The organism is Brevundimonas intermedia (assembly GCF_027922165.1).
Taxonomy (GTDB): Bacteria; Pseudomonadota; Alphaproteobacteria; order Caulobacterales; family Caulobacteraceae; genus Brevundimonas; species Brevundimonas intermedia.
This window is the reverse complement of sequence record NZ_BSFD01000006.1, coordinates 224,933-246,807: the sequence shown is the minus strand read 5'-3', so window position 1 is coordinate 246,807 and position 21,875 is coordinate 224,933. Positions and strand designations below refer to the sequence as shown.

At 65.8% G+C, this 21,875-nt stretch carries 17 protein-coding genes, 1 tRNA gene and 1 riboswitch; of the genes, 9 read left to right on the top strand and 9 right to left on the bottom strand.

Translation table 11 applies throughout. From position 1 onward, the window contains the following. Window positions 1–454 precede the first annotated feature (454 nt). Complete coding sequence (locus PKE72_RS11410; RefSeq protein ID WP_271165490.1) at window positions 455–2,611, top strand: hypothetical protein; 2,157 nt, start codon at window positions 455–457, stop codon at window positions 2,609–2,611. A gap of 394 nt (window positions 2,612–3,005) precedes the next feature. On the opposite strand, the gene PKE72_RS11405 is transcribed toward PKE72_RS11410, so the two are convergent. Beyond that, window positions 3,006–3,185 carry a helix-turn-helix domain-containing protein gene (locus PKE72_RS11405; RefSeq protein ID WP_271165500.1) on the bottom strand — a complete coding sequence of 60 codons (180 nt, stop codon included), beginning with the start codon at window positions 3,183–3,185 and terminating at the stop codon, window positions 3,006–3,008. A 166-nt stretch (window positions 3,186–3,351) separates the two neighbouring features. Here PKE72_RS11405 and PKE72_RS11400 point away from each other — a divergent pair, with 166 nt between their 5' ends. Then, window positions 3,352–3,555 carry a hypothetical protein gene (locus tag PKE72_RS11400; protein WP_271165489.1) on the top strand — a complete coding sequence of 68 codons (204 nt, stop codon included), beginning with the start codon at window positions 3,352–3,354 and terminating at the stop codon, window positions 3,553–3,555. A gap of 21 nt (window positions 3,556–3,576) precedes the next feature. After that, window positions 3,577–4,257, top strand: coding sequence for a tyrosine-type recombinase/integrase (locus tag PKE72_RS11395; protein ID WP_271165488.1), 681 nt, complete (start codon window positions 3,577–3,579; stop codon window positions 4,255–4,257). Window positions 4,258–4,304: 47 nt separating this feature from the next. Here PKE72_RS11395 and PKE72_RS11390 read toward each other — a convergent pair. Beyond that, window positions 4,305–4,381, bottom strand: a tRNA-Arg gene (locus tag PKE72_RS11390). 148 nt (window positions 4,382–4,529) lie between these two features. Between PKE72_RS11390 and PKE72_RS11385 the strand changes: the two genes are divergently transcribed. Further along, window positions 4,530–6,287, top strand: a complete 1,758-nt coding sequence (locus tag PKE72_RS11385; RefSeq protein WP_271165487.1) for a gamma-glutamyltransferase family protein — start codon at window positions 4,530–4,532, stop codon at window positions 6,285–6,287. 24 nt (window positions 6,288–6,311) lie between these two features. On the opposite strand, the gene PKE72_RS11380 is transcribed toward PKE72_RS11385, so the two are convergent. Together PKE72_RS11380 and PKE72_RS11375 are read right to left on the bottom strand one after the other, a co-directional pair. After that, entirely contained in the window at window positions 6,312–7,175 is an 864-nt protein-coding gene (locus PKE72_RS11380) for a lipid A-modifier LpxR family protein (RefSeq protein ID WP_271165486.1), read from the bottom strand. Window positions 7,176–7,349: 174 nt separating this feature from the next. After that, a complete protein-coding gene (locus PKE72_RS11375) occupies window positions 7,350–9,239 on the bottom strand; it encodes a ribonucleoside-diphosphate reductase subunit alpha (protein ID WP_271165485.1) in 1,890 nt (629 codons plus the stop codon). 274 nt (window positions 9,240–9,513) lie between these two features. On the opposite strand from PKE72_RS11375, the gene PKE72_RS11370 reads away from it, so the two are divergent. The 4 genes from PKE72_RS11370 to PKE72_RS11355 all read left to right on the top strand — a co-directional run bounded on the left by PKE72_RS11370 (window position 9,514) and on the right by PKE72_RS11355 (window position 13,904). Then, on the top strand, window positions 9,514–10,296 hold the full coding sequence (locus PKE72_RS11370; protein WP_271165484.1) for a phosphatase PAP2 family protein: 783 nt from the start codon (window positions 9,514–9,516) through the stop codon (window positions 10,294–10,296). 86 nt (window positions 10,297–10,382) lie between these two features. Further along, window positions 10,383–11,702: an acetyl-CoA hydrolase/transferase family protein gene (locus PKE72_RS11365; RefSeq protein WP_271165483.1), complete on the top strand. Its 1,320-nt coding sequence runs from the start codon at window positions 10,383–10,385 to the stop codon at window positions 11,700–11,702. A gap of 56 nt (window positions 11,703–11,758) precedes the next feature. Next, window positions 11,759–11,901, top strand: a riboswitch (yybP-ykoY riboswitch). A 70-nt stretch (window positions 11,902–11,971) separates the two neighbouring features. Then, a complete protein-coding gene (locus tag PKE72_RS11360; protein WP_271165482.1) occupies window positions 11,972–12,535 on the top strand; it encodes a TMEM165/GDT1 family protein in 564 nt (187 codons plus the stop codon). 49 nt (window positions 12,536–12,584) lie between these two features. After that, entirely contained in the window at window positions 12,585–13,904 is a 1,320-nt protein-coding gene (locus PKE72_RS11355; protein WP_271165481.1) for a PQQ-dependent sugar dehydrogenase, read from the top strand. 15 nt (window positions 13,905–13,919) lie between these two features. Here PKE72_RS11355 and PKE72_RS11350 read toward each other — a convergent pair whose 3' ends face one another. Together PKE72_RS11350 and PKE72_RS11345 are read right to left on the bottom strand one after the other, a co-directional pair. Next, window positions 13,920–14,501: an NUDIX hydrolase gene (locus PKE72_RS11350; protein ID WP_271165480.1), complete on the bottom strand. Its 582-nt coding sequence runs from the start codon at window positions 14,499–14,501 to the stop codon at window positions 13,920–13,922. A gap of 24 nt (window positions 14,502–14,525) precedes the next feature. Beyond that, window positions 14,526–15,764: an argininosuccinate synthase gene (locus PKE72_RS11345; RefSeq protein ID WP_271165479.1), complete on the bottom strand. Its 1,239-nt coding sequence runs from the start codon at window positions 15,762–15,764 to the stop codon at window positions 14,526–14,528. Window positions 15,765–15,959: 195 nt separating this feature from the next. On the opposite strand from PKE72_RS11345, the gene PKE72_RS11340 reads away from it, so the two are divergent. Further along, the gene (locus tag PKE72_RS11340; protein ID WP_271165478.1) at window positions 15,960–18,809 is read left to right on the top strand and encodes a M16 family metallopeptidase; all 2,850 of its coding nucleotides are present in this window, start codon (window positions 15,960–15,962) and stop codon (window positions 18,807–18,809) included. A gap of 200 nt (window positions 18,810–19,009) precedes the next feature. Here the strand turns inward: PKE72_RS11340 and yihA are convergent, their stop codons facing one another. The 3 genes from yihA to rnpA are packed head-to-tail and all read right to left on the bottom strand — an operon-like array spanning window position 19,010 to window position 21,860. Continuing rightward, complete coding sequence (gene yihA, locus PKE72_RS11335) at window positions 19,010–19,663, bottom strand: ribosome biogenesis GTP-binding protein YihA/YsxC (protein ID WP_271165477.1); 654 nt, start codon at window positions 19,661–19,663, stop codon at window positions 19,010–19,012. Beyond that, window positions 19,660–21,459, bottom strand: a complete 1,800-nt coding sequence (gene yidC / locus PKE72_RS11330; protein WP_271165476.1) for a membrane protein insertase YidC — start codon at window positions 21,457–21,459, stop codon at window positions 19,660–19,662. Before yidC ends, yihA begins: the two co-directional genes overlap by 4 nt. Beyond that, window positions 21,456–21,860 carry a ribonuclease P protein component gene (gene rnpA, locus PKE72_RS11325; protein ID WP_183196814.1) on the bottom strand — a complete coding sequence of 135 codons (405 nt, stop codon included), beginning with the start codon at window positions 21,858–21,860 and terminating at the stop codon, window positions 21,456–21,458. Before rnpA ends, yidC begins: the two co-directional genes overlap by 4 nt. Window positions 21,861–21,875: the final 15 nt, after the last annotated feature.

The window sequence follows — 21,875 nt, the reverse complement described above, 5'->3', positions numbered from 1 at the left end:
AATAGGTCTCCATGAACCAGCCGCGCGCATCGCCGAAACGGCGCGGGCGGAGAAGGACAACGGGTCCGGCCGCCTTATCAGTCTCGACGTTCATTATTCCCCCTACGTCCTGCGACAACGCCAAGCTCAAATAACATTGAACCGCAGTCACACACCACATTTATTGTGCGCCGCACAAGCGAACCAAGGCAAGCCGTCAGCTAGACGCCAAAGCAGATCCTCCGCAAGATAAAAAAGACATAATACTACACATATAGATGTGAATATAGAATTATGCCCCTCGTTAGGAGCTAAATTGGCCAATTTTTACCAATCAGAAGGCACAATATAACTAGATCGTGTTTATAAAATAAAATTTAGCCGCTGGATGAAGCTTTTGACCTGTGTACTGATGCGTCCCGTAAATCGGAATCTAAGCCAAACAGTAAAACTTAGCAGTAGAGAGAGTGCTCACATGACTGTCCAGAATGGTGGAACTGGTGCCCTTTCCGGCATGGTTCGCCGAACACTACTTTCAGCTGGGGTGGCAGCCTTACCTGCAACGGCATCTGCACAGGTCGCCGCTACAACACCAACACCTTTTCAGGTCGGCCTTCTCATCAATTTTTCAAAGATCGACGTTCCGTCTGGCGTGGACATCGTTCAAACATGCGGTTTTTCTTCGGCGGGTCTGGGCCCCTCCCTGATGGCGGCAACCTCCAATTCGAACGCCGCCCCGTTCCGTTCTCGGAGCGCCAATGGGCGATGGTTTGAAATAGTTGGACGCAGCATCATGCCGTCGCAAGTCGGAGGATTGGGCAACGGGCGAGACGACACAGAAGCGGTCCAAGCTGCAATAGAATTCGCCGGACGAGATTCAGGCGACGGCGAAGTCGTCTTCGACCGACTTTATTCCGTGAAATCGGTCAAGATGCGCTCCGGCGTTTCGCTGCGGGGTCTTTCGCGGCGACATGGCCTGAAATGGCTTGCGGTGAGCGCTCCAGGCGAGACGACGCTCTCGTCAGCAACTCTGACACGCGGCTCGGACCAAGTGTCCGTCGCGAGTGCGGCCGCCAGCCATGTCGGCATGATCATTCGCCGGCAGAACTCCTCACGCCAATACGTTGTGGTGGATCATGCACAGAACATGCTGAAGCTGCATCGACCGTGGGACGGTGAAAGCGCCAACGCCACAACCGTCGTACTCAATGCCCCTTTCGGAATGGTCGAGTATCCTGAGGGGCCCTCCGTGGGTGTCAATTTCAACAACATCTGGCTTGACGGATCGGCCATTAATCCCGGCGGCTTTGTAGTCTATCGGAACGCGGACAAAGGGGCCGCGGCGACCGGGGGAGACTGGCTGAATAGTTGGAACGACGTCACGATCGACAATTGCCACAACGGCCTCTGGTTGAGGGGGACGACCACCGCACCGTTCAGCAACAGTGTAGAGCCGGTCCAATTCAACGAATACGCTCGAATGACGGTGGCGCGCACGGCGGCGTCGGACGGCGTCAATCTGATGATCACAGGCCAGGTCAATCAGCAGACGTTCTATGCGCCTCTTTTACAGAGATATTCAGGAACGGACAGAAAGGGCGTTTGCATTCAGATCGATGTGGAGCCGCTAAGTCGGGCATCGACAGCCACCTCCAACAAATCGCCGCAGGGCCTACGTTTCATGCATCCCTCTATACAGGGGGCAGAGTATGGCATCTTGGCCTTTGCCGGTGAGACGGTTGAAGTTCACAACCCCTATCTTGAGCATCTGACCAAGGCTTTTGACGTCAGCGGCTACAACATCTCGAACCAGCTTGATCTGACGATCGCCAAAATCGAGGTGAAGGGCGGTATCGGCGTCAGCGTCAATCCTGACGGCTTTCTGATAAGAGGCGGTCCCAACTGTCGCGTAGTCCTGGACGGAGGGACACTGAAAGGCGGCGGCGCATCTCGCCTTTGGGTGGATGGCGGGGGAGAACTGCTCGTCGCTACACCTCCGCTTCCCGTGCAGGGCGTTGAGGGATTTCAGCCAAGCTGGACCGACCCCGTAACGCGGACAGTCAGCATCACCAACGGATCCATCGCACTCCAAGGCGCTCGCCTTGCGCTAGTGACCGGGGCCGGGCCCCTCCGAAACTTGGTGAGCGACCTTTGGCCTAACAGTGAAGTTCGCCTTGCAGTTGCCGGAACGGGAGGAATGAGCCTTGCATCAGGAGGCAATCTGCTGCTCCCAGGCAACCGCGACCGATGGTCCGTTCCTCAAGGGGCTGTGATCAGCTTGGTCCGAAGTGACGCTGCGCAGTTTTCAGGATGGATCGCGCGACTTCTTGAGACTTCAAAACCGATCGTGCAGCGCGGATCCAGCTTCACTTTACCGGCAATATACCTTCACCAGCACGTCCAGATCGTAGCCAGTTGCACGATCACCCTACCAGACGATCAAACCGAACCCGGTTATGCGCCCGGCGATCAGGTCGAATTTTACCTGATGGCAGAGGCAAGACTCACCTTTTCAGCGAACGCGAACTCCGTTGTTCGGGCTGCAGGCGGGATCCTGACAACGGACACACCCTATTCGCGAGCCCTCGCCATGAAGACGGCGGCAAACACCTGGCTGATTAGCTTTGGATGAGGTTTGGCAATCACCAAGAACCGAATGATTCACTGCTCCTCGCACCTATTTCAAGCCCGAGAACGAGTGGTCATCCTGGACTAGCCAAGACTCGATTCCAACCGCCGGAGGGCGCCGCCCCGAATAGGGCTCGATGAACTAGCCAGCGCGTCGCCGAAACGGCAGAGCGGAGAAGGGCTACCAAAGCCAGATGACCTCAACAGTCCCGCGGTCTCAGAGATAAAGCCTTTTATCGGACAAGGGCTTACTCGGCCAGCAAGTTACACGCTGATCTAGAATGGCTGCGCGACACAAGCGCAAGGACTTTGATCGTTATGTCCGAAGCCCGAATCATACTTCAATAGATGCTTGGCCTCCGAATGGAGGCAGTCGATGAAATTGCGCCGCAGCGCCGTCATCGGGATTCATAGGCTGGCTCTGTAAAGAGCTCCGATGGAGCGCACGCCAACCCGACAGCCAACGCAAACACCGCCTTGATCCCGACGTTGCGTTCCCCGCGCTCAATCCCGCCGATGTAATTCCGGTGCAGGCCCGCTCGGTCGGCTAACTCCTCCTGGCTTAAGGGCGTCAACACCGTCAAGAAGCGGCTCAGCGATGGCAGCGTCGCCCGCTATCATTATTTCCGCGCCACCGGCGCCAAGCTGGAGGGCGAGCCGGGGACGCCGGAATTCCTCGCATCCTATGCGCGGGCCGAACAGCAGATCCGCGACGGCAATACGCGCGGCTTCACCGCCGGTCTGGTGCGCGACTACATGCGGTCGCCGGAGTTTCGCACCCAGCTCGCGGTGACCACCCAACGGGAATACAAGCGCAAGCTCTGGGCGATCGAGGAAGAGTTCGGCGACATGCCGGTCGCGGCGCTGAACAATCCCCGCGTCCGCGCGCCCTTCATGGAATGGCGCAACCGGGTCGCCGAGGAGTCGGGTCTGCGTGAGGCGGACTAGCGCCTGTCGGTCACGTCCGCGATGTTGAGCTGGGCCGTGCAGAACGGCCAGATCGACATGAACTACATCAAGGGCTTCACACGCCTTTACCGCTCGGACCGGGCGGATGTGATCTGGCAGGCCGCCGACATCGAGACCTTCATGGCGAACGCGCCGCTGGAGATGCAACGCGCCCTGATCCTGGCGCTCCACACCGGCCTCCGGCAGGGTGACATCCTGAAACTGTGCTGGACCAACTACGACGGCGAGAGCCTGACGCTCAGCATCGGCAAGAACGGACGCGGCGGCCTCAAGGCGCGCCCGGTCGCCATCCCCTGCACCCAGTCCCTGCGGACCATGCTGGACGGGATGGAGCGCACCCAGGCGGTGATCCTGACGACGACGACGGGCCGCCCTTTTACCAAGCGCCATTTCGGGAGCCAGTGGCGCCAGGCGATGAAGGCGGCGGGGATGGAGAGTTCGCCGCTGCACTTCCACGACCTGCGCGGCACGGCGATCACCATGCTGGCCGAAGCCGGGTGCAGCATCCCCCAGATCGTGTCCATCACCCAGCACTCGCTGGCGACCGCGACCCGGATCCTCGAAGTCTACATGTCCAGGACGCGTCACTTGGCGAACCAGGCCATCGCCCAGTTCGAGAACGCCTCGGCAACCCATTTCTGCAAACCGGCAGCAAACCGCCACGCCGAAACGCGTGAATGATCGCTCACCCTATGGATGAAAATATAATGATTTCAATGAGAAAAGGATGGCGCACCCGGAGCGATTCGAACGCCCGACCCCCAGATTCGTAGTCTGGTGCTCTATCCAGCTGAGCTACGGGTGCGGCTGCCTTGCGGCGAGGGCGGGTCTTTAGCGGTAGAAATCGGCGGGCGCAAGCGGCGGAATGCAGTTTATGCGCGACGGGCGGTTGGCGTGGGGTCCGGGACGGCCTAGGTCGGGAGGCGACGCCCTCCCTCGTCCGGACCACGCCCATGTCTCTGTTCAGCCGTCGCCTCGTCGCCTTGCTTATTCCTGTCCTGGTCGCCGGGTGTCAGACCGGCGGGCGGCCCATAGAAAACAGGGCCGAGCCGGGCGCGCCGGTTCAGGTCCGGACCCAGGCCCGAACCCAGGCTGAAACGCCTGCACGCGGTCCCTTCGTGGCGGCGGCCAATCCGCTGGCGGTCGAGGCGGGACTGAAGGTGCTGCGGCAAGGCGGGTCGGCGGTGGATGCGGCGGTGGCCGTGCAGGCGGTTCTGGGCCTCGTGGAGCCGCAGTCGTCGGGCCTGGGCGGCGGGGCCTTCCTGATGAGCTATGAGGCGGCCACCGGGCGGGTGACGGCCTATGACGGGCGCGAGACGGCGCCGGCCTCGGCCACGCCCGAGCTGTTCTACGAGAACGGCAAGCCGCTGAGCTTCGTCGACGCCCTGTTGTCGGGGCGTTCGACGGGCGCGCCCGGCGCGGTGGCCATGCTGGCCATGGCGCAAAAGGATCACGGAAAGCTGGCGTGGCGCGATCTGTTCGGCGAGGCCGAGCGTCTGGCGCGGGACGGTTTCGAGGTCAGCCCGCGCCTGGCCGGCATGATCAACGGCACCGCGCCCCAGACGCGCAGCCGGTGGGCGCAGGCCTATTTCACCCGGCCGGACGGCGAGCGGTATCAGGCCGGCGATATACTGAAGAACCCCGCCTACGCCCGGACGACGGCGGCCCTGGCCGAGGAAGGGCCAGGCCTGTTCTATGGCGGCCGCATCGGTCAGGAGATCGCGCGGACAGTGGCGGAAGGGCCGCGCCCCGGCGGCCTGACCGAGGCGGACATCGCCGCCTATCGCCCCTTGCGCCGCGACGCCCTGTGCCGCCCCTATCGGATCTATGTCGTCTGCACGCCCCCGCCGCCGTCCAGCGGCGTGGCCCTGTTGCAGTTTCTGGAGATGGCCGAACAGACGCCGGATCTGCAGAAGGGCGCCGACAGCCCGGCGGCCTGGGTCGCCTTCGGCCGGTTGCAGCGGCTGATGTACGCCGACCGCGACCGCTATGTCGGGGATGCGGACTTCGTCGGCGTGCCGATCGCGGGGCTGCTGGACCCTGACTATGTCGCCGCGCGCGCCGCCCTGGTTCCCAGCCTGAACGGTCCCGCAGCGCCCGGCGCCCCCACGGGCTCGCCCCCGCGCGGCGAGGATCGCACGGCCGAGCCGGGCGGCACCTCGCACATGGTTATCGTCGACGCCGAGGGGAACGCGGTCAGCATGACGACCACGGTCGAGAGCATCTTCGGCAACGGCCGGATGGCCGGGGGCTTCTTCCTGAACAACCAGCTGACCGACTTCTCCTTCACGCCGATGGAGGACGGCCATCCGGCGGCCAATGCGGTGGCGGCGGGCAAGCGGCCCCGGTCGTCGATGACGCCGGTGCTGATCCTGGATCGTGACGGCCGTCTGGTCGGGGCCATAGGCTCGCCGGGCGGGTCCAGCATCCTGGCCTATGTGGCCAAGGCCCTGGTCGGGATCATCGACTGGGACCTGCCGGTGCAGGCGGCGATCAACCTGCCCAATCTGGTGGTGCGCGGCGACATGGTCGGCGCGGACACCGCCCTGATCGCGCCGGACATCCGTGACGCCTTGGCCGCGGCGGGGATCCGCGTGGCGCCGAATACGACTGAGACCTCGGGCATACAGGGAGCGATGTGGCGTAACGGCCGGTGGGACGGCGGTGCGGATCCGAGGCGAGAGGGCGTGGCGGTGTCGGAGGTTCGCTGAGGCTCTGAACCCCGACGGCGCGGCTCAGCGGCGCGGCTTGATCGACAGCTGGAAGGCGATCATGCCCTCGTCCACATCGGTGTCCAGGCCGTTCATGCCACGCAGCCCCTTGCCGGCGTCGATCTCGCGATAGACCAAGCCGACGGAGGTCTGGACGTCGCCCCGGCGATAGGCCACGCCGACCGAGGCGTCGCCGAGGAATCCGCCGCGATCCTGGGTATAGCCGGAACGGGCGTAGTCGCCGTCGCGGGTGCGGGCGAAATTATAGCCGACCGCCCGGCCGGAACCGGCGGCGTAAAGGTACCACCGGGGGCGTTCGCCGAAGCGGGCGCCGCCGTCGGGGGCGAGGCGATCCAGGCCTTCGCCGATCTTCAGGGTGGCGCCGGCCTCGGCCGATCCGCCGTCGCTGCCCAGACCGAAACCGGCGTGGGGGGTCAGGCTGACTTCCAGGCCCGAGGCGGTGTGTCCCACAGCGCCGCGGAAGCCGCGAACATAGCGGAAATCATAGGCCTCCGCGTCCAGCTCGGCCCGGTCGATCGGGGTGACCGGCAGGGGCGAGCCGTCGGCGCGACGCAGCCGCCCGGCGGTTTCCAGCGTGACCCGGTCGGTGAAGGCCTTGCGGTCGATCCAGATGTCGTTGCGGCTAGTGGCGGCCAGCCCGTCTGTCTCGGCGGGACGCAATGGGGCGACGAGTTCAAGCTCGGACCCGAACCGTGCATCAGAGGCGACACGGAAGCCGCCCGGTTCATTGAGGCGAGCGGTCGTTGTAAGCGCCGTTTCGGGGGTGTCGTCGAAGGCGCCGGGGACCATGGCCTGTGCGCGCACTTCGGCGACGCCGGCAGCCGCCAGGACGATCCCTACTCCAACGCTCCACACCGCAACGCGCATTCGGTCTCCCCACCGTCCGCTGTTCTCCAGCTTGCACCAGCTGCAACCAGACTCCAACAGACATTTTCACGACACTGTTTCGTCTCTTTTGAAACGACGGCGCCACGCGGGGGTTCCAGACGTGAAAAAGGGCCCCGCGTCGCGGAGCCCTTTTGGGTCTCTGGGTCTAACCGCCTACTGGCAGGCCAGGCACTCGTCGTAGTCGGTCTTGGGCATGGAGAAGAGGTCGGGCTGGTTCGGGTCGATGACCGCCTCGGCCTTGTCCTCGGCGCCGGCGAAGGCGGCGCGCTGCACCGACTTGGAGCGCAGATAATACAGCGACTTCACGCCGCGCTCCCAGGCGGACCAGTGCAGCATGTGCAGGTCCCATTTGTTGACGTCGCCGGGGATGAACAGGTTCAGCGACTGGGCCTGGCAGATTTCCGGCGCGCGGTCGGCGGCCAGTTCCACCACCCAGCGCTGGTCCAGTTCGAAGGCGGTCTTGTAGATGCCCTTCTCGTCCTCGTTCAGGGCGTCCAGATGCTGAACCGAGCCTTCGTGCTCGAGGATCGAGTTCCAGACCGCCTCGGTGTTGATCCCCTTCTCGTCGAGCAGGCGCTCCAGATAGGGGTTCTTGACCGCGAACGAGCCCGACAGGGTCTTGTGGGTGTAGATATTGGCCGGAATCGGCTCGATGCCGGCCGAGGTGCCGCCGCAGATGATCGAGATCGAGGCGGTCGGGGCGATGGCCAGCTTGTGGCTGAACCGTTCCATGACGCCGCGTTCCTCGGCGTCCAGGCAGGGGCCCTTCTCTTCGGCCAGAACGCGGCTGGCCTTGTCGGCCTCGCGACGCAGGTGCTTGAACAGGCGCATGTTCCACGACTTGGCCATGGCGCTTTCGAAGGCGACGCCCTGGCCTTGCAGGAAGGAGTGGAAGCCCATCAGGCCCAGGCCGACCGAACGCTCGCGCTTGGCCGAATAGACGGCGGCCTTCATTTCCGACGGCGCGCGGCGGATGAAGTCCTCCAGGACGTTGTCCAGGAAGCGCATGATGTCTTCGATGAACTTGGGCTCTTCGCGCCATTCCAGGAAGGTCTCGGCATTGACCGACGACAGGCAGCAGACGGCGGTCCGGTCCACGCCCAGGTGATCGCGGCCAGTGTGCAGCATGATTTCAGCGCACAGGTTCGACTGTTTGACCTTCAGGCCCAGCTCGCGCTGGTGCGGCGCCATCTGGCGGTTCACCGTGTCGGAGAAGATCATATAGGGCTCGCCGGTCTGCATCCGGATGTCGAGCAGCTTGGTCCACAGCGAGCGGGCGTCGACGGTCTTGATGACCGCGCCGTCCTTGGGCGACTTCAGGTCGAAGGTGGCGCCGGCCTTCACCGCCTCCATGAATTCGTCGGTGACGTTGACGCCGTGGTGCAGGTTCAGCGACTTGCGATTGAAGTCGCCCGAGGGTTTGCGGATCTCGAGGAACTCCTCGATCTCGGGATGGTGGATGTCCAGATAGACGGCGGCCGAGCCGCGGCGCAGCGAGCCCTGGCTGATCGCCAGGGTCAGGCTGTCCATCACGCGGATGAAGGGGATGATGCCCGAGGTCTTGCCCGCGCCCTTGACCTTCTCGCCGATGGAACGGACGCCGCCCCAGTAGGTGCCGATGCCGCCGCCGTTCGAGGCCAGGGCCACATTCTCGTTCCAGACGCTCTGGATGCCGTCCAGGCTGTCGCCGACGGCGTTCAGGAAGCAGGAGATCGGCAGGCCGCGATCGGCTCCGCCGTTCGACAGGACCGGGGTCGCCGGCATGAACCACAGGCGGCTCATATAGTCGTACAGGCGCTGGGCGTGCTCGGCGTCGTCCGAGAAGGCGGTCGAGACGCGGGCGAACATGTCCTGATAGCTCTCGCCCGCCAGCAGGTAGCGGTCTTCCAGGGTCTTCTTGCCGAAGTCGGTCAGGAGGGCGTCGCGCGAACGATCCACCTGGACCGATTTCACGACAGTCAGATGCGGCTTCTCAGGGGTCGTATTCGTCACAACACCTTGGAATTCCGTCGTCTTCAAAGCCTCGCCGCCAGCCATGGTCATCTGCGTCCTGAACAATAAACAGCCTAGAGCCACCTGCGCCGCAACCACATCATCTAGTGGCTTCAACGCTCCCCGAGCCCACATATAGGGCGCACATGCCTAATAACCCGTCAACGTCTTGACGCTCGCTTTGTCGGCGAATCGGTCGGACAAGTCGTCCACGCCTGGGGAAAATCCAGCGCGCAAGCCAGCAAACCCGTCAGACGCCTTCGCAGTTGCGAGATCACGAACGCGTGATCGGAACCTCGCGCGAGCTTGGCCGTTTCGACGCCCCATGGCTGTTTCCGATTTCCGTCCCTTTTTGATACGCGCCCTGACGGTCGCGCGCACCGAGTTCGCCGCCCTGACGGCGCTGCTCGTCGCGGCGCTGGGCGTCATGACCTTCATCGAGATCGCCGACGACATGACCGAGGCCGACGGCCAGGCCTTCGATCATCAGGTGCTGGCCCTGCTGCGCCCCTATGCCGACGATCCCGGCCGTCCCTGGGGCCCGTGGTGGCTGAAGGAGGCGGCGGCCGACCTCACCTCCCTGGGCGGCATATCGGTGCTGGGCCTGTTCGCCCTGATCGTCATCGTCTTCCTGCTGAGCCAGCGGAAATGGCTGTCGTCCCTGCTGCTGGCCCTGGGCCTGGCGGGCGGGGTGATGCTGAGCGAGGGCCTGAAGGCGGTGTTCGAGCGCGAGCGCCCGCCCCAAGTCATGCAGGCGGTCGAGACGATCAACGCCAGCTTCCCCTCCGGCCACGCCCTGCTGGCGACCGTCTTCTATCTCAGCGTCGCCGTCATGCTGACGCGGGCCTTTCCGCGTCAGAGGTTCAAAATCTTCGTCCTGGGCGTCGGCATTGTGATGGCCCTGCTGGTCGGGCTGACCCGCATCTATCTGGGCGCGCACTGGGCGACCGACGTTTTCGCCGGCTGGGCCGTGGGTTCGGCCTGGGCCATGGTCCTGTGGCTGGTCGCCTATGGGGTCGCGCGCTGGCAGAAGCGTCATCAGGCGCCCCTGCAGGACGAGCCGTCTCCGATCGAGCCCGAAACCATGACCGTTCCGACGAAAGTCTAGACCCGTCCTCAGCTCGGACGCAGGATAGTCTGCCCTAAGACGCCGCCTCGATCTGAACAGGGCGGCGCGCAGACGGGAGAGACGCCATGGACCACGCCGCCCTCTATGCCGAACGGCTGAAGACGCCGGACCAGGCCGCCGCCCTGATCCGGTCGGGCGCCAAGGTCGCCATGGGCCTGGGCGTGTCCCAACCCCCGGCCCTGCTGAAGGCCCTGGCCGAACGGGCCGAGCGGGGCGAGGTCGAGGATGTGAACCTCTATTATCTCCTCTCCACCGCCATCGCCGGCGACACCGTGCTGCGCTACGAGCTGATGGACCGGATCCGGCCGTGGAGCCTGTTCCACAGCGCCGTCGAACGCCGGCTGGAGCAGCGCGCCTTCGAGGAGGGGCGGCCCAATCCGGTCCAGTTCATCCCGACCGGCTTCCAGCAGTCGCCGCGCCTGCTGTGCGACGAAGTCGGGGTGGACGCCCTGGTCTGCACCGTCTCGCCGATGGACGCCGACGGCTTCTTTTCGTTCGGGACCAACACCGACTACGCCAAGCCGGTGTCGGAAACGGCCCGGACCATCGTGGTCGAGGTCAATCCGCACATGCCGCGCGTATTCGGCGACTGCACCGTCCATGTGTCGAAGGTCGCCGGGATCGTGGAACACGCCGCCCCCCTGCTGGTCGTGCCCAGGGCCGAGCCCCAGCCGGCCGACCTCGCCATCGGCCGGATCATCGCCGACCTGGTCGAGGACGGAGCGACGCTGCAGATGGGGATCGGCGCCCTGCCCAACGCCGTCTGCGACGCCCTGAAGGACCACCGCGACCTGGGGGTCCATACCGAGATGCTGACGCCGGGCCTGGTCGAACTGATGCAGGCCGGGGTGGCCAATCACGCCCGCAAGACCCTGCACCCCGGCGTCGGGGTCTTCGCCTTCTCGATGGGCGACCAGAACACCTATGACTTCCTGGACGGCAATCGCGGCCTGGAGGCCCGTCCGGTCTCCTATGTGAACGATCCGGCCGTGATCGCGCGCAACGCCAAGATGGTCTCGGTCAACGCCACGCTTCAGATCGATCTGAGCGGCGCCTGCTGTTCGGAGTTCCTGAACGGCCGCCAGTTCACGGCGTCCGGCGGTCAGCTGGACTTCGTGCGCGGCGCCTATGGCTCGGACGGCGGCAAGTCGATCATCGCCTGTCATGCGACAGCGGCCAAGGGGACCTGTTCGCGCATCGTCGCCCGGCTGGACGGCCCGGTCACCACGCCCCGCAACGACGTCCATATCGTCGTCACCGAACACGGCTGGACCAACCTGAAAGGCAAATCGACCCGCGAGCGGGCGCGCGCCCTGATCGCCCTGGCCGCGCCCCAGTTCCGCGACGACCTGACGGCGGAGGCGGGACGGCAGGGACTGATCTGACCCCACTCTTTGCGAGTCGTTATCGACTTTTCATTTCCGGCGTCGCGGCCTAAACCCCGCCTCGTCATCGGGGAGTAGCCGCCCGCAAACATCAGCGGGGCTCGCGTCAACATACTTCCTCTCCCGGAGAGGATGGCGCGGGAACGGTCCAGGCCTTTTGGGTCGGGATCACGGCAAGACCGGCGGCTTTCGCAGGGATGTCCACGCGGGGCCCGGCTGCGAACGCCACAGGTCCGTCCGCCGAGGCTCCCGCGCACACAGGTTCCTTTTTGGAAGCCTTTCTGATCTCGACCGGCCTGGTCTCCATCGCGGAGATCGGGGACAAGACCATGTTGCTGTCCATCGTCATGGCGGCGACCTGGCGACGGCCGACGCCCATCATCCTGGGCATTCTCGCCGCCACCCTGCTGAACCACGCCTTTGCGGCCCTGGCCGGCACGGTTCTGGCCCATTTCATCACCGGCGACTGGATGCGCTGGATCGTCGGCGTGGCCTTCCTGGGCTTCGCCGCCTGGGCGCTGATCCCCGACACCCTGGACGAACAGAAGGGCGAGGTTCAGCGCGGCTTCTGGGCCATCTTCTGGACCACCGCCTCGGCCTTCTTCCTGATCGAGATGGGCGACAAGACCCAGGTCGCCACCGCCATGCTGGCCGCCCGGTTCGAGAACCTGCCCCTGGTCGTGGCCGGATCGACCCTGGGCATGATGCTGGTCAACGGCCCTGCGGTTCTGCTGGGCGAGACGGCGGCGAAGAAACTGCCGCTGAACTGGATCCGACTCGCCGCCGCTGTGGGCTTTGCGGGCACGGGGTTGTGGATTCTGTTCGCGCCGTAAGCCTGTCGCGCCCCTCGCCATCCGCCCGGCCGGGCCTTACCAAGGACGGATGCGCCTTCCGCTTCGATCCCTAATTTCGCTGGCTGTCCTCACACTGATGGGCCCGCTGGGCTTGCCGGCCAGCGCGAAGCCGGCCGCGCCCGCCTATGCCGTGGACGGCGACTGCGGCGGTCGGCCCGCGACCACGGTGCGGATGGCGCTCGGCTACTGTCTGGGTCTGGTCTGGCAGGGATCGGGCGCCGACGGACCGCGCATGCCGCGCGGCCTGCTGCCCCTGTCCGGCGGCGACTGGCTGGTCACCGACCTGGGCGGCTGGGAGACCGGGCGCGGCGCGGTCTGGCGGTTGTCGTTCGATGCCGACGGAGCCGCCCGTTGGCGCCGATTGGCCCAGGGGCTTTCCATGCCCCACACGGTGGCGCGGGGACCGGACGGAAGAATCTATCTGTCCGAGATGAACCGCATCCTGACCCTGGACCCCGAGGCGGCCGATCCGGCGGCGACGGTGCGGACCGTGATCGGCGACCTTCCGGACAACCGGCTGCACGACAACCGCCATCCCCTGTCCAGTTTCGTCTTCGACGGCGACGGCGCCCTGCTGGTCAATGTGGGGGCGCCTAGCGACCGGTGTCTGGACGTTCGGGGTCGGCCGCGCACCGACGGCTCAGGCGGATGCGCCGACAGCGCCGAAACGGCCCAGGTGCGGCGTCACGCCTATCTGGGCGACGGCCGATGGGCCGAGGACAGCACGGTCTTCGCCTCTGGCCTGCGCAACTCCATCGCCCTGGTGCGGCATCGGTCGGGGACGATCCTGCAAGGCGAGAACTCGGTCGATCTGACCACGCCCGACCATCCCTATGACGAGATCAACGTCCTGCGTCAGGGCGGCCATTACGGCTGGCCCTATTGCGTGGATCTGACGACGCCCCTGCCGGGCTGGAGCGCGGCCCGGGCCCGCTGCGACCGACGCGACCCGCCGGTCGCCCTCTTGCCGCCGCACGCCGCGCCGCTGGACCTTGTCTATTATGAAGGGAGCATGTTCCCGGAACTGCGCGGCCGGCTGCTGATGAGCTGGCACGGTTTTCGTCGCGCGGGCGGTCGCATCGTGGCGGCCGAGACGGACGGGCAAGGCCGACCCCTGACGGACCGGGGCGGACGCTACGCCATCTATCCGCGTGGCTCGCTGCCCTATCCGGCCGGCGCGCCCAGCGTGCGCGGCAAGGTGCTGACGCCGGGTTGGGATACGACGGCGGGCCGTCAGCCGCGCGGCGCGCCCGTAGTCCTGGCGGTCGCCGCCGACGGGTCGATCTGGGTGACGGACGACCGGAACCGGGCGATCCTGAGGATCGCGCGGTCAGAGATCGCCGACTAGGCCGGAACGGCGCGCCTAGGTCCGCAGCGTCAGAGCCAGATGCTGCAACAGCATGATGGTCTTGGCGTCGCGGATGCGGCCGTCGGCGATCATGGCCAGGGCTTCGTCCAGCGTGGGCTCCAGCACCTCGATATCCTCGCCCTCGTCCGGATGGCCGCCGCCGTCGCCGATCCTCATCGACGGGTCGTACTCGGCGACGAAGAAGTGCAGGATTTCGGTGACGGAGCCGGGGCTCATGAAGGCCTCGAACACCTTGCGCACCGCGCCCAGGCGATAGCCCAGCTCCTCCTCGACCTCGGCGCGGATCCGCACCTCGGGCTCGGCGTCGTCCAGAAGGCCGGCCGCCGCCTCGATCAGCAGGTCGTCATAGCCGTTCAGATAGGCCGGCAGCCGGAACTGCCGCACCAGCAGCACGGTTCGCGCCGCCGGATTATAGGGCAGCAGCACCGCCCCATTGCCCCGGTCGTAATGTTCGCGGTTCTGGGTCTGCCAGACGCCGTCGCGCCGTTTCCAGTCGAAACGGGTGGTCTTCAGCACATACCAGTTGTCCGAGAGAAGCCGGGTCTCGTGGATCCTGAGGCGGTCCTTGACGGTCATCGGCGTCCCTCGGGCGGTCTGGCGCTAGGCCTTGCGGGCGTCGCGCTTGGCCAGGACGCGCAGGCGCAAGGCGTTCAGCTTGATGAAGCCGGCGGCGTCCTTGTGGTCATAGGCCTGGACGCCTTCCTCAAAGGTCACCAGATCCTGGTCGTACAGGCTGTTGGGGCTCTCGCGGCCGATGACCGAGACATTGCCCTTGTACAGCTTGACCTTGACCGTCCCGGAGACGTTTTCCTGGCTCTTGTCGATGGCGGCCTGAAGCATCTCGCGCTCGGGCGAGAACCAGAAGCCGTTGTAGATCAGCTCGGCGTATTTCGGCATCAGCTGGTCCTTCAGGTGCATGGAGCCCCCGTCCAGGGTGATGCTCTCGATGCCGCGGTGCGCCGCGATCAGGATGGTCCCGCCGGGGGTCTCGTAGACGCCGCGCGACTTCATGCCGACGAAACGGTTCTCGACCAGGTCCAGACGGCCGATGCCGTTGTCGTGGCCGTACTGGTTCAGGGCGGTCAGGATCGTGGCGGGGCTCATGGCCTCGCCGTTGATCGAGACGGCGTCGCCCTTCTCGAAACCGATCTCGATGACCGTGGCCACGTCCGGCGCGTCCTCGGGCGAGATGGTGCGTTGGTGGACGAACTCAGGCGCCTCGACCGCCGGGTCTTCCAGCACCTTGCCCTCGGACGAGGAGTGCAGAAGGTTGGCGTCGACCGAGAAGGGCGCCTCGCCGCGCTTGTCCTTGGCGATCGGGATCTGGTTCTTCTCGGCGAAGTCCAGCAGGGCCTCGCGACTGCGGAACTCCCACTCGCGCCAGGGAGCGATGACGCGGATGTCCGGCTCAAGGGCGTAATAGCCCAGTTCGAAGCGGACCTGGTCGTTGCCCTTGCCGGTCGCGCCGTGACAGACGGCGTCGGCGCCGACCTGGCGGGCGATCTCGATCTGGCGCTTGGAGATCAGCGGACGGGCGATGGAGGTGCCCAGCAGATAGTCGCCCTCGTATTGCGCATTGGCGCGGAACATCGGGAAGACGAAGTCGCGCACGAACTCTTCGCGCAGGTCGTCGATGAAGATGTTCTCGGGCTTGATGCCCAGCTTCAGCGCCTTCTCGCGCGCCGGGCCCAATTCTTCGCCCTGGCCCAGGTCGGCGGTGAAGGTCACGACCTCGGCGTTATATTCGGTCTGCAGCCACTTCAGGATGATCGAGGTGTCCAGCCCGCCCGAATAGGCGAGGACGACTTTCTTCACGGGCTTGTCGGCGGGGGCGGACATGGCGGCTCTTTCGGTAAACTCAGCAGCAGGGATCGGGGAGTTGACGCGCGCATAAGACCGGGGGTCCGGTGATGCAACCTTTTCCGGGCCTCGGGCGCGCGAACATGAAGCTTTGTTCATGTTCAACGGGTCGCGTTGCCAGCGCACAGACCGTCGTTATGGTCCGGTTCAACTGTAATCCAAGGATGTCATTCCATGCGTCGCACAGGTTCTCTCGTCGCTGCGGCCGCCCTTCTGGCGGTCACCACTCCGGTCTGGGCCTCGGCGCCCGCCGCACCGGCGCAGGCCTCTGCGCCTGCGGTCCAGGCCGCGCCGGTGTCCGAACTGGTCGCTGAAGTCGATATTCCCTACACCAAGTTCACCCTCGACAACGGCCTGACCGTGCTGGTGCACGAGGACCACAAGGCCCCGGTCGTGGCCGTGTCGGTCTGGTACAATGTCGGCTCCAAGGACGAACCGGCCGGCAAGACCGGCTTCGCCCACCTGTTCGAACACCTGATGTTCGGCGGGTCCGAGAATGCGCCGGGCAGCTATTTCACCCCGATGCGCAACATGGGCGCGACGGACATGAACGGGACCACCTGGTTCGACCGCACCAACTATTTCGAGACCGTTCCGACCCCGGCGCTGGAACAGGCCCTGTTTATGGAAAGCGACCGCATGGGCTATATGCTCGGCGCGATCACCCAGGAGACTCTCGATCTGCAGCGCGGCGTCGTCCAGAACGAGAAGCGCCAGGGCGACAACCAGCCCTATGGCCTGAATGAGTACAAACAGCTCGAAGCCCTGTTCCCCGAGGGCCACCCCTATCGCCACTCGACCATCGGTTCGATGGCCGACCTGGACGCGGCGTCGATGGAGACGGTGCGCGACTGGTTCCGCTCCAACTATGGTCCCAACAACTCGGTGCTGGTCCTGGCCGGCGACATCACGCCCGCCAAGGCGCGTGAACTGACCCAGAAATATTTCGGCCCCATCCCGCGCGGTCCGGTCAACACCCCGGCCCAGGCCGCCGTCCCGACCCTCGCCGCGCCGATCGCCGAGACCACCAAAGACCGCGTTTCCAACGCCCGGATCCAGATCAGCTGGGCCGTGCCCGGCCTGCTGGATGCGGACGCCGTGCCCCTCAGCGTCGGCGCCTCGGTGCTGGGCGGCCTGGCCAGCTCCCGCCTGGACAACGCCCTGGTGCGCGGCGAGCAGAGCGCCGTATCGGTCAGCGCCTCGAACGGCGCCTATCATCGCGTCGGCATGTTCGAGATCACCGTCGACGTGAAGCCGGGCCAGGATCCGGCCGCCGTCGAGGCCCGCACCCGCGAAATTCTGAACGGCCTGATCGCTGACGGCCCGACCGCGGCCGAGGTGGAACGGGTCAAGACCCAGTATGTCTCGCGCACCGTGCAGGGGCTGGAACAGGTCGGCGGCTTCGGCGGCAAGGCCGTCGCCCTCGCCGAAGGCCAGCTCTACGCCGGCGACCCGGAACACTACAAGAAGGAGCTCCAGGCCTATGCGGCGGTCACGCCGGCCCAGGTCCAGGCGGCGATGCAGAAGTGGCTGACCCGCCCGGCCTACACCCTGACGACCCTGCCGGGCGAACGTGAAGCCTATGAAGAGGCGGCCGAGGCGCCGTCGGGGGCCAACCACACCCCCGCCCCGCCGATCGAGCGCGTGGCCCGCATGCCCAAGCCCGAGATCGCCGCTGTCGCCAACGTCGACTTCCCGGCGGTCCAGCGCACCCGGCTGTCGAACGGCGTCGAGGTGGTCTACGCCCAGCGTGACGCGGTGCCGGCGACCAAGATCGCCATCGACTTCAACGCCGGCCTGGCGGCGGACGATGCGTCGAAACTGGGTCTGCAAAGCCTGATGCTGGACCTGATGGACGAGGGCACCCGCACCCTGAATGCGACCCAGCTGGCCGAGGCCCAGGAAACCCTGGGGGCCAGCATCTCGACCGGCGCCACCATGGACCGTTCGGTGGTGCAGTTGTCCGCCGTGACGCCGAACCTGAAGCCGTCGGTGGCCCTGCTGGCCGATGTGGTCAAGAATCCGGCCTTCGCCGCGTCCGAGCTGGAGCGTCTGCGCGCCACCCGCCTGTCGCGCATCGCCGCCGAACGGACCCAGCCGGCCGCCCTGGCCAGCCGCGCCCTGCCGGAACTGATCTACGGCGCGTCCAGCCCCTATGGGCGTCCCTTCAGCGGCAACGGCGACGAAGCCAGCGTCAAGGCGATCACCGAGGCGGACATCCGCGCCGACTACGCCGAGTGGATCCGGCCCGACAACGCCAAGATCTTCGTGGTCTCGGACAAGCCCCTGTCGGACATCACCCCCGTTCTGGAGGCCGAGTTCGGCCGCTGGACCGCCCCGGCCGTCGCCAAGGGGGTGAAGGACTTCTCCGGCTCGATCCCCGCCACCACGTCCAAGATCGTGCTGATCGACCGGCCGCAGTCGCCCCAGTCCTACATCCTGGGCGGCGAGGTTCTGGCGGCGCAGGGCACGGACGACCTGCTGGTGTTCAATGCGGCCAACAATGTGCTGGGCAACGACTTCCTGTCGCGCATCAACTCGGACCTGCGCGAAACCAAGGGCTGGTCCTACGGGGTCAACGCCTCGGCCGCCGGCTTCGCCGGTCGCGTCCCCTATCTGGTCACCGCCCCGGTCCAGGCCGACCAGACCGGGCCGGCCATCGCCGCGCTGAACCTTCAGTTCAACGACTTCCTGAAGGGCGGCAAGGGCGTGACCCCGGCCGAGCTGGAGCGCACCGTCAACGGCAACACCCGCCGTCTGGCCGGCAGCTACGAGACCTCGGCCGCGGTTCTGGGCGCCATGCGGACCAATGACATGCTGGGCCGTCCGGACGACTATCCTGAGACGGTCGCCGCCCGCACCAACGCCCTGACGGCGGCGCAGATGGATGCGGCGGTCAGAACCGCCCTCGACCCGTCCCGCTTCGTCTGGGTCGTCGTCGGCGACGCCGCGGTGGTCAAGCCGCAACTCGACGCCCTGGGCCTGCCGGTCGAGGTCCGCTCGGCGGCTCCCGCCGCCCAGTAGGGCGGGCCACAGGCTGAAACGAAGAAGGCCCGGAGAGCGATCTCCGGGCCTTTTTTCATTCTCTCGCTGTCCCCATCGCCGTCATTCTCGGGCTTGACCCGAGGATCGGGTGTGGACCGGGCTCTGCGTCGCCTCAGGCGCAATGCGGCGGACAATCCGGCCCTCGGGTCAAGCCCGAGGGCGACGATGCCTCTGCAAGATCAATCCAGCGTCGCACCGGTGGTGCGCATGATCTCGGCGCGCAGTTCGGGCAGACCGAGCCCCTTCTCGGACGAGGTCAGGGCCACCACCGGGAAGGCGGCGGGGCGTTTGGAGATGGCCTTCAGCGTCGCTTCCTGAACGGCCTCGCCCTCGCCCTTCTTCAGCTTGTCGGCCTTGGTCAGGACGATCTGATAGCTGACGGCGGCGAGGTCGAGCGCGTCCAGCGCCTCCTTGTCCACGCTCTTCAGCCCATGGCGGCTGTCGATCAGCAGATAGACCCGTTTCAGCGTCACCCGGCCGCGCAGATAGTCGCGGCCCAGGTCCTGGAATTTCTTGACCGTGGTCTTGGACGCCTTGGCCCAGCCGTAGCCGGGCAGGTCCACCAGGCGCATCCGGCCGTCCAGGTCAAAGAAGTTGACCTCGCGCGTCCGGCCCGGCTCGTTCGAGGCGCGGGCCAGCTTGTGCATGCCGACCAGGCCGTTGATCAGGCTGGACTTGCCGACGTTCGACCGACCGGCGAAGGCGATCTCGGGCAGGTCGGGATCGGGCAGTTGCTCGATCTTGGCGGCGCCCATGATGAAGGTCGCCGGCCGCGCGAACAGAATCCGCGCGGCCTCGATGTCCTCAGGGGTGAACTCGGTTTCGTCGATCACGCGGCCTTCGTCTTCCGGATGCGCGCGATGAAGTCGTCGATCGGGTTCTCCGCCTTGTAGCGGTGCATGATGTAATACTGCTGCAGGATGGTCAGGATGTTCGACCAGGCCCAGTAGACCAGCAGACCCGCCGCGAACGGGGCCATGATGAAGGTGAAGACCAGCGGCATGAACTGGAAGATCTGGCGCTGGACCGGGTCGGCCGCCGGCGGGTTCATCGCCGTCTGCAGCCACATGGTCAGCCCATAGGCCACCGCCAGCAGGCCGATGCCCAGCGGTCCGACCAGCAGGCCGCCCAACAGGGGCAGGGTCGCCGGATCCCACGGGATCAGGCCGAACAGGTTCCACACCACCGACGGGTCGCGCGCCGACAGGTCGTTAATGAAGCCCAGGAAGGGCTGGTGGCGCATTTCGATGGTGACGGTCAGCACCTTGTACAGGGCGTAGAAGACCGGGATCTGCAGCAGAAGCGGAAGACAGCCGGCGACCGGATTGATCTTCTCCTTCTGGTACAGGGCCATCGTCTCCTGCTGCTGCTTCTGCGGATCGTCTTTGAACTTCTTCTTGATCTCCTCCATCTTGGGCTGGAGGTTCCGCATCTTGGACATGCTGGCGTAGGCGTTGTTGGCCAGCGGGAACATGATCAGCTTGACGATGACGGTCAGGGCCAGAATGGCGACGCCGAAGCTGCCGACCAGGCCGTAGACGTTCTCCAGGATCCAGAAGATCGGGCGCGTCAGGAACCAGAACATGCCCCAGTCGATCGCATAGACGAAGCGCGGCAGACCCAGGTTCTCCTCATAGGTCTTCAGCACCTCGGCCCGCTTGACGCCGGCGAACAGGCGCTGGGTCTCGGTCGCGGTCGCGCCCGGCTGGATGGTGCGGGTGGCGCCCAGGATATTGGCTTCCAGCTGCTGGCCGCCGTTGACGTCGCGGACGCGGAATTCGGTTTCGACCGCCTCGTTCTGCTGCGGCAGCAGGGCCGCCAGCCAGTATTTGTCGGTGATGCCCAGCCAGCCGCCGGTCGAGGCGTTCTCGATCCGCGGCTCCTTCAGCCAGTCCTTGTACTTCTTCTGCTCGGTGCGATAGGCGCCCGGCTTGCCGAAGGTGCCGATGGCGCCCTCATGGACGATGTGGGAGGAACCGGCCAGCGGCGGCACGCCCTGGCGCTGGACGCTGCCGTAGGGGGCGATGGTGATGGCCTGGGTTCCCAGGTTCTGGACCGTGTCCAGGATCGAGAAGACATAGCGGTCGTCGACCGAGACCACGCGGGTGAAGCGCAGGCCCTGGCCGTTGTCCCAGGTCAGGGTGATCGGGCTGGTCGGGGTCAAGGTCGAGCCGGCGGTCAGGCGCCAGACGGTGTTCGGTCCCGGCACGCCGCCGACCACATTGGGGCCGGTCCAGCCGAACTGGGCGAAATAGGCGTTCTGCATGCCCTGCGGGCGGAACAGCTCGACCGGCTCGGGCTTGTCCTGCGTCTCTTTGTAGTCGGTCAGGAACAGGTCGTCGATGCGACCGCCCTGCAGCGACAGGGAGCCCTTCAGGGTGCCGGACTGGATCGGCACGCGCGCGGCCGTGCTCAGGGCTTGGCTGCGATCAGTGACGAAGGTCGGTCCCTGCGGGCTCAAGGCCGTGCGGGCGGCGTTCTCGGCCGTCTGGGACTGTTCGGCCTGGGCCTGCTGCTGCACGGCGCGGCGCTCGGCCTGCGGACGCAGCACGGTGAACCAGTAAATTCCCAGGATCAGGGCCGAGCACACGATGAAGATGATCGTGTTGCGCGAGTTCTCGTTTTTCATGGATTCGGGCGGTCCTGGCCGGATGGGGCGCGGGCGGGCGAAGGCCGGTCGGCCTTCGGTGTCGCCAGCCTTGTAAGCGTCGATTTCACGTCGTCAAGCAGACGGTCCCACGCACGCTCGGTCGTGCCCATTCGGGCGATGAAGACATAGTCGCTGCCGGGCACGCCATGCACGGGCAACATGGCTCGCGCAGCCTCGCGCAGACGGCGTTTGGCGCGGTTGCGCACCACGGCGCCGCCGATCTTTCGGGTGGCGGTGAAGCCCAGGCCGATATGCGGCGATCCGTCGCCGCGTTCCAGCCTCTGGATCACCACGCCGCCGCGCGCCTCGGAAACGCCTTTGGCGGCCGCCAGAAACTGGGGCCGCCGCAACAGACGTTTGATCTGTAAAGGGTCGCTCATGCGTCCAAGGTCCGG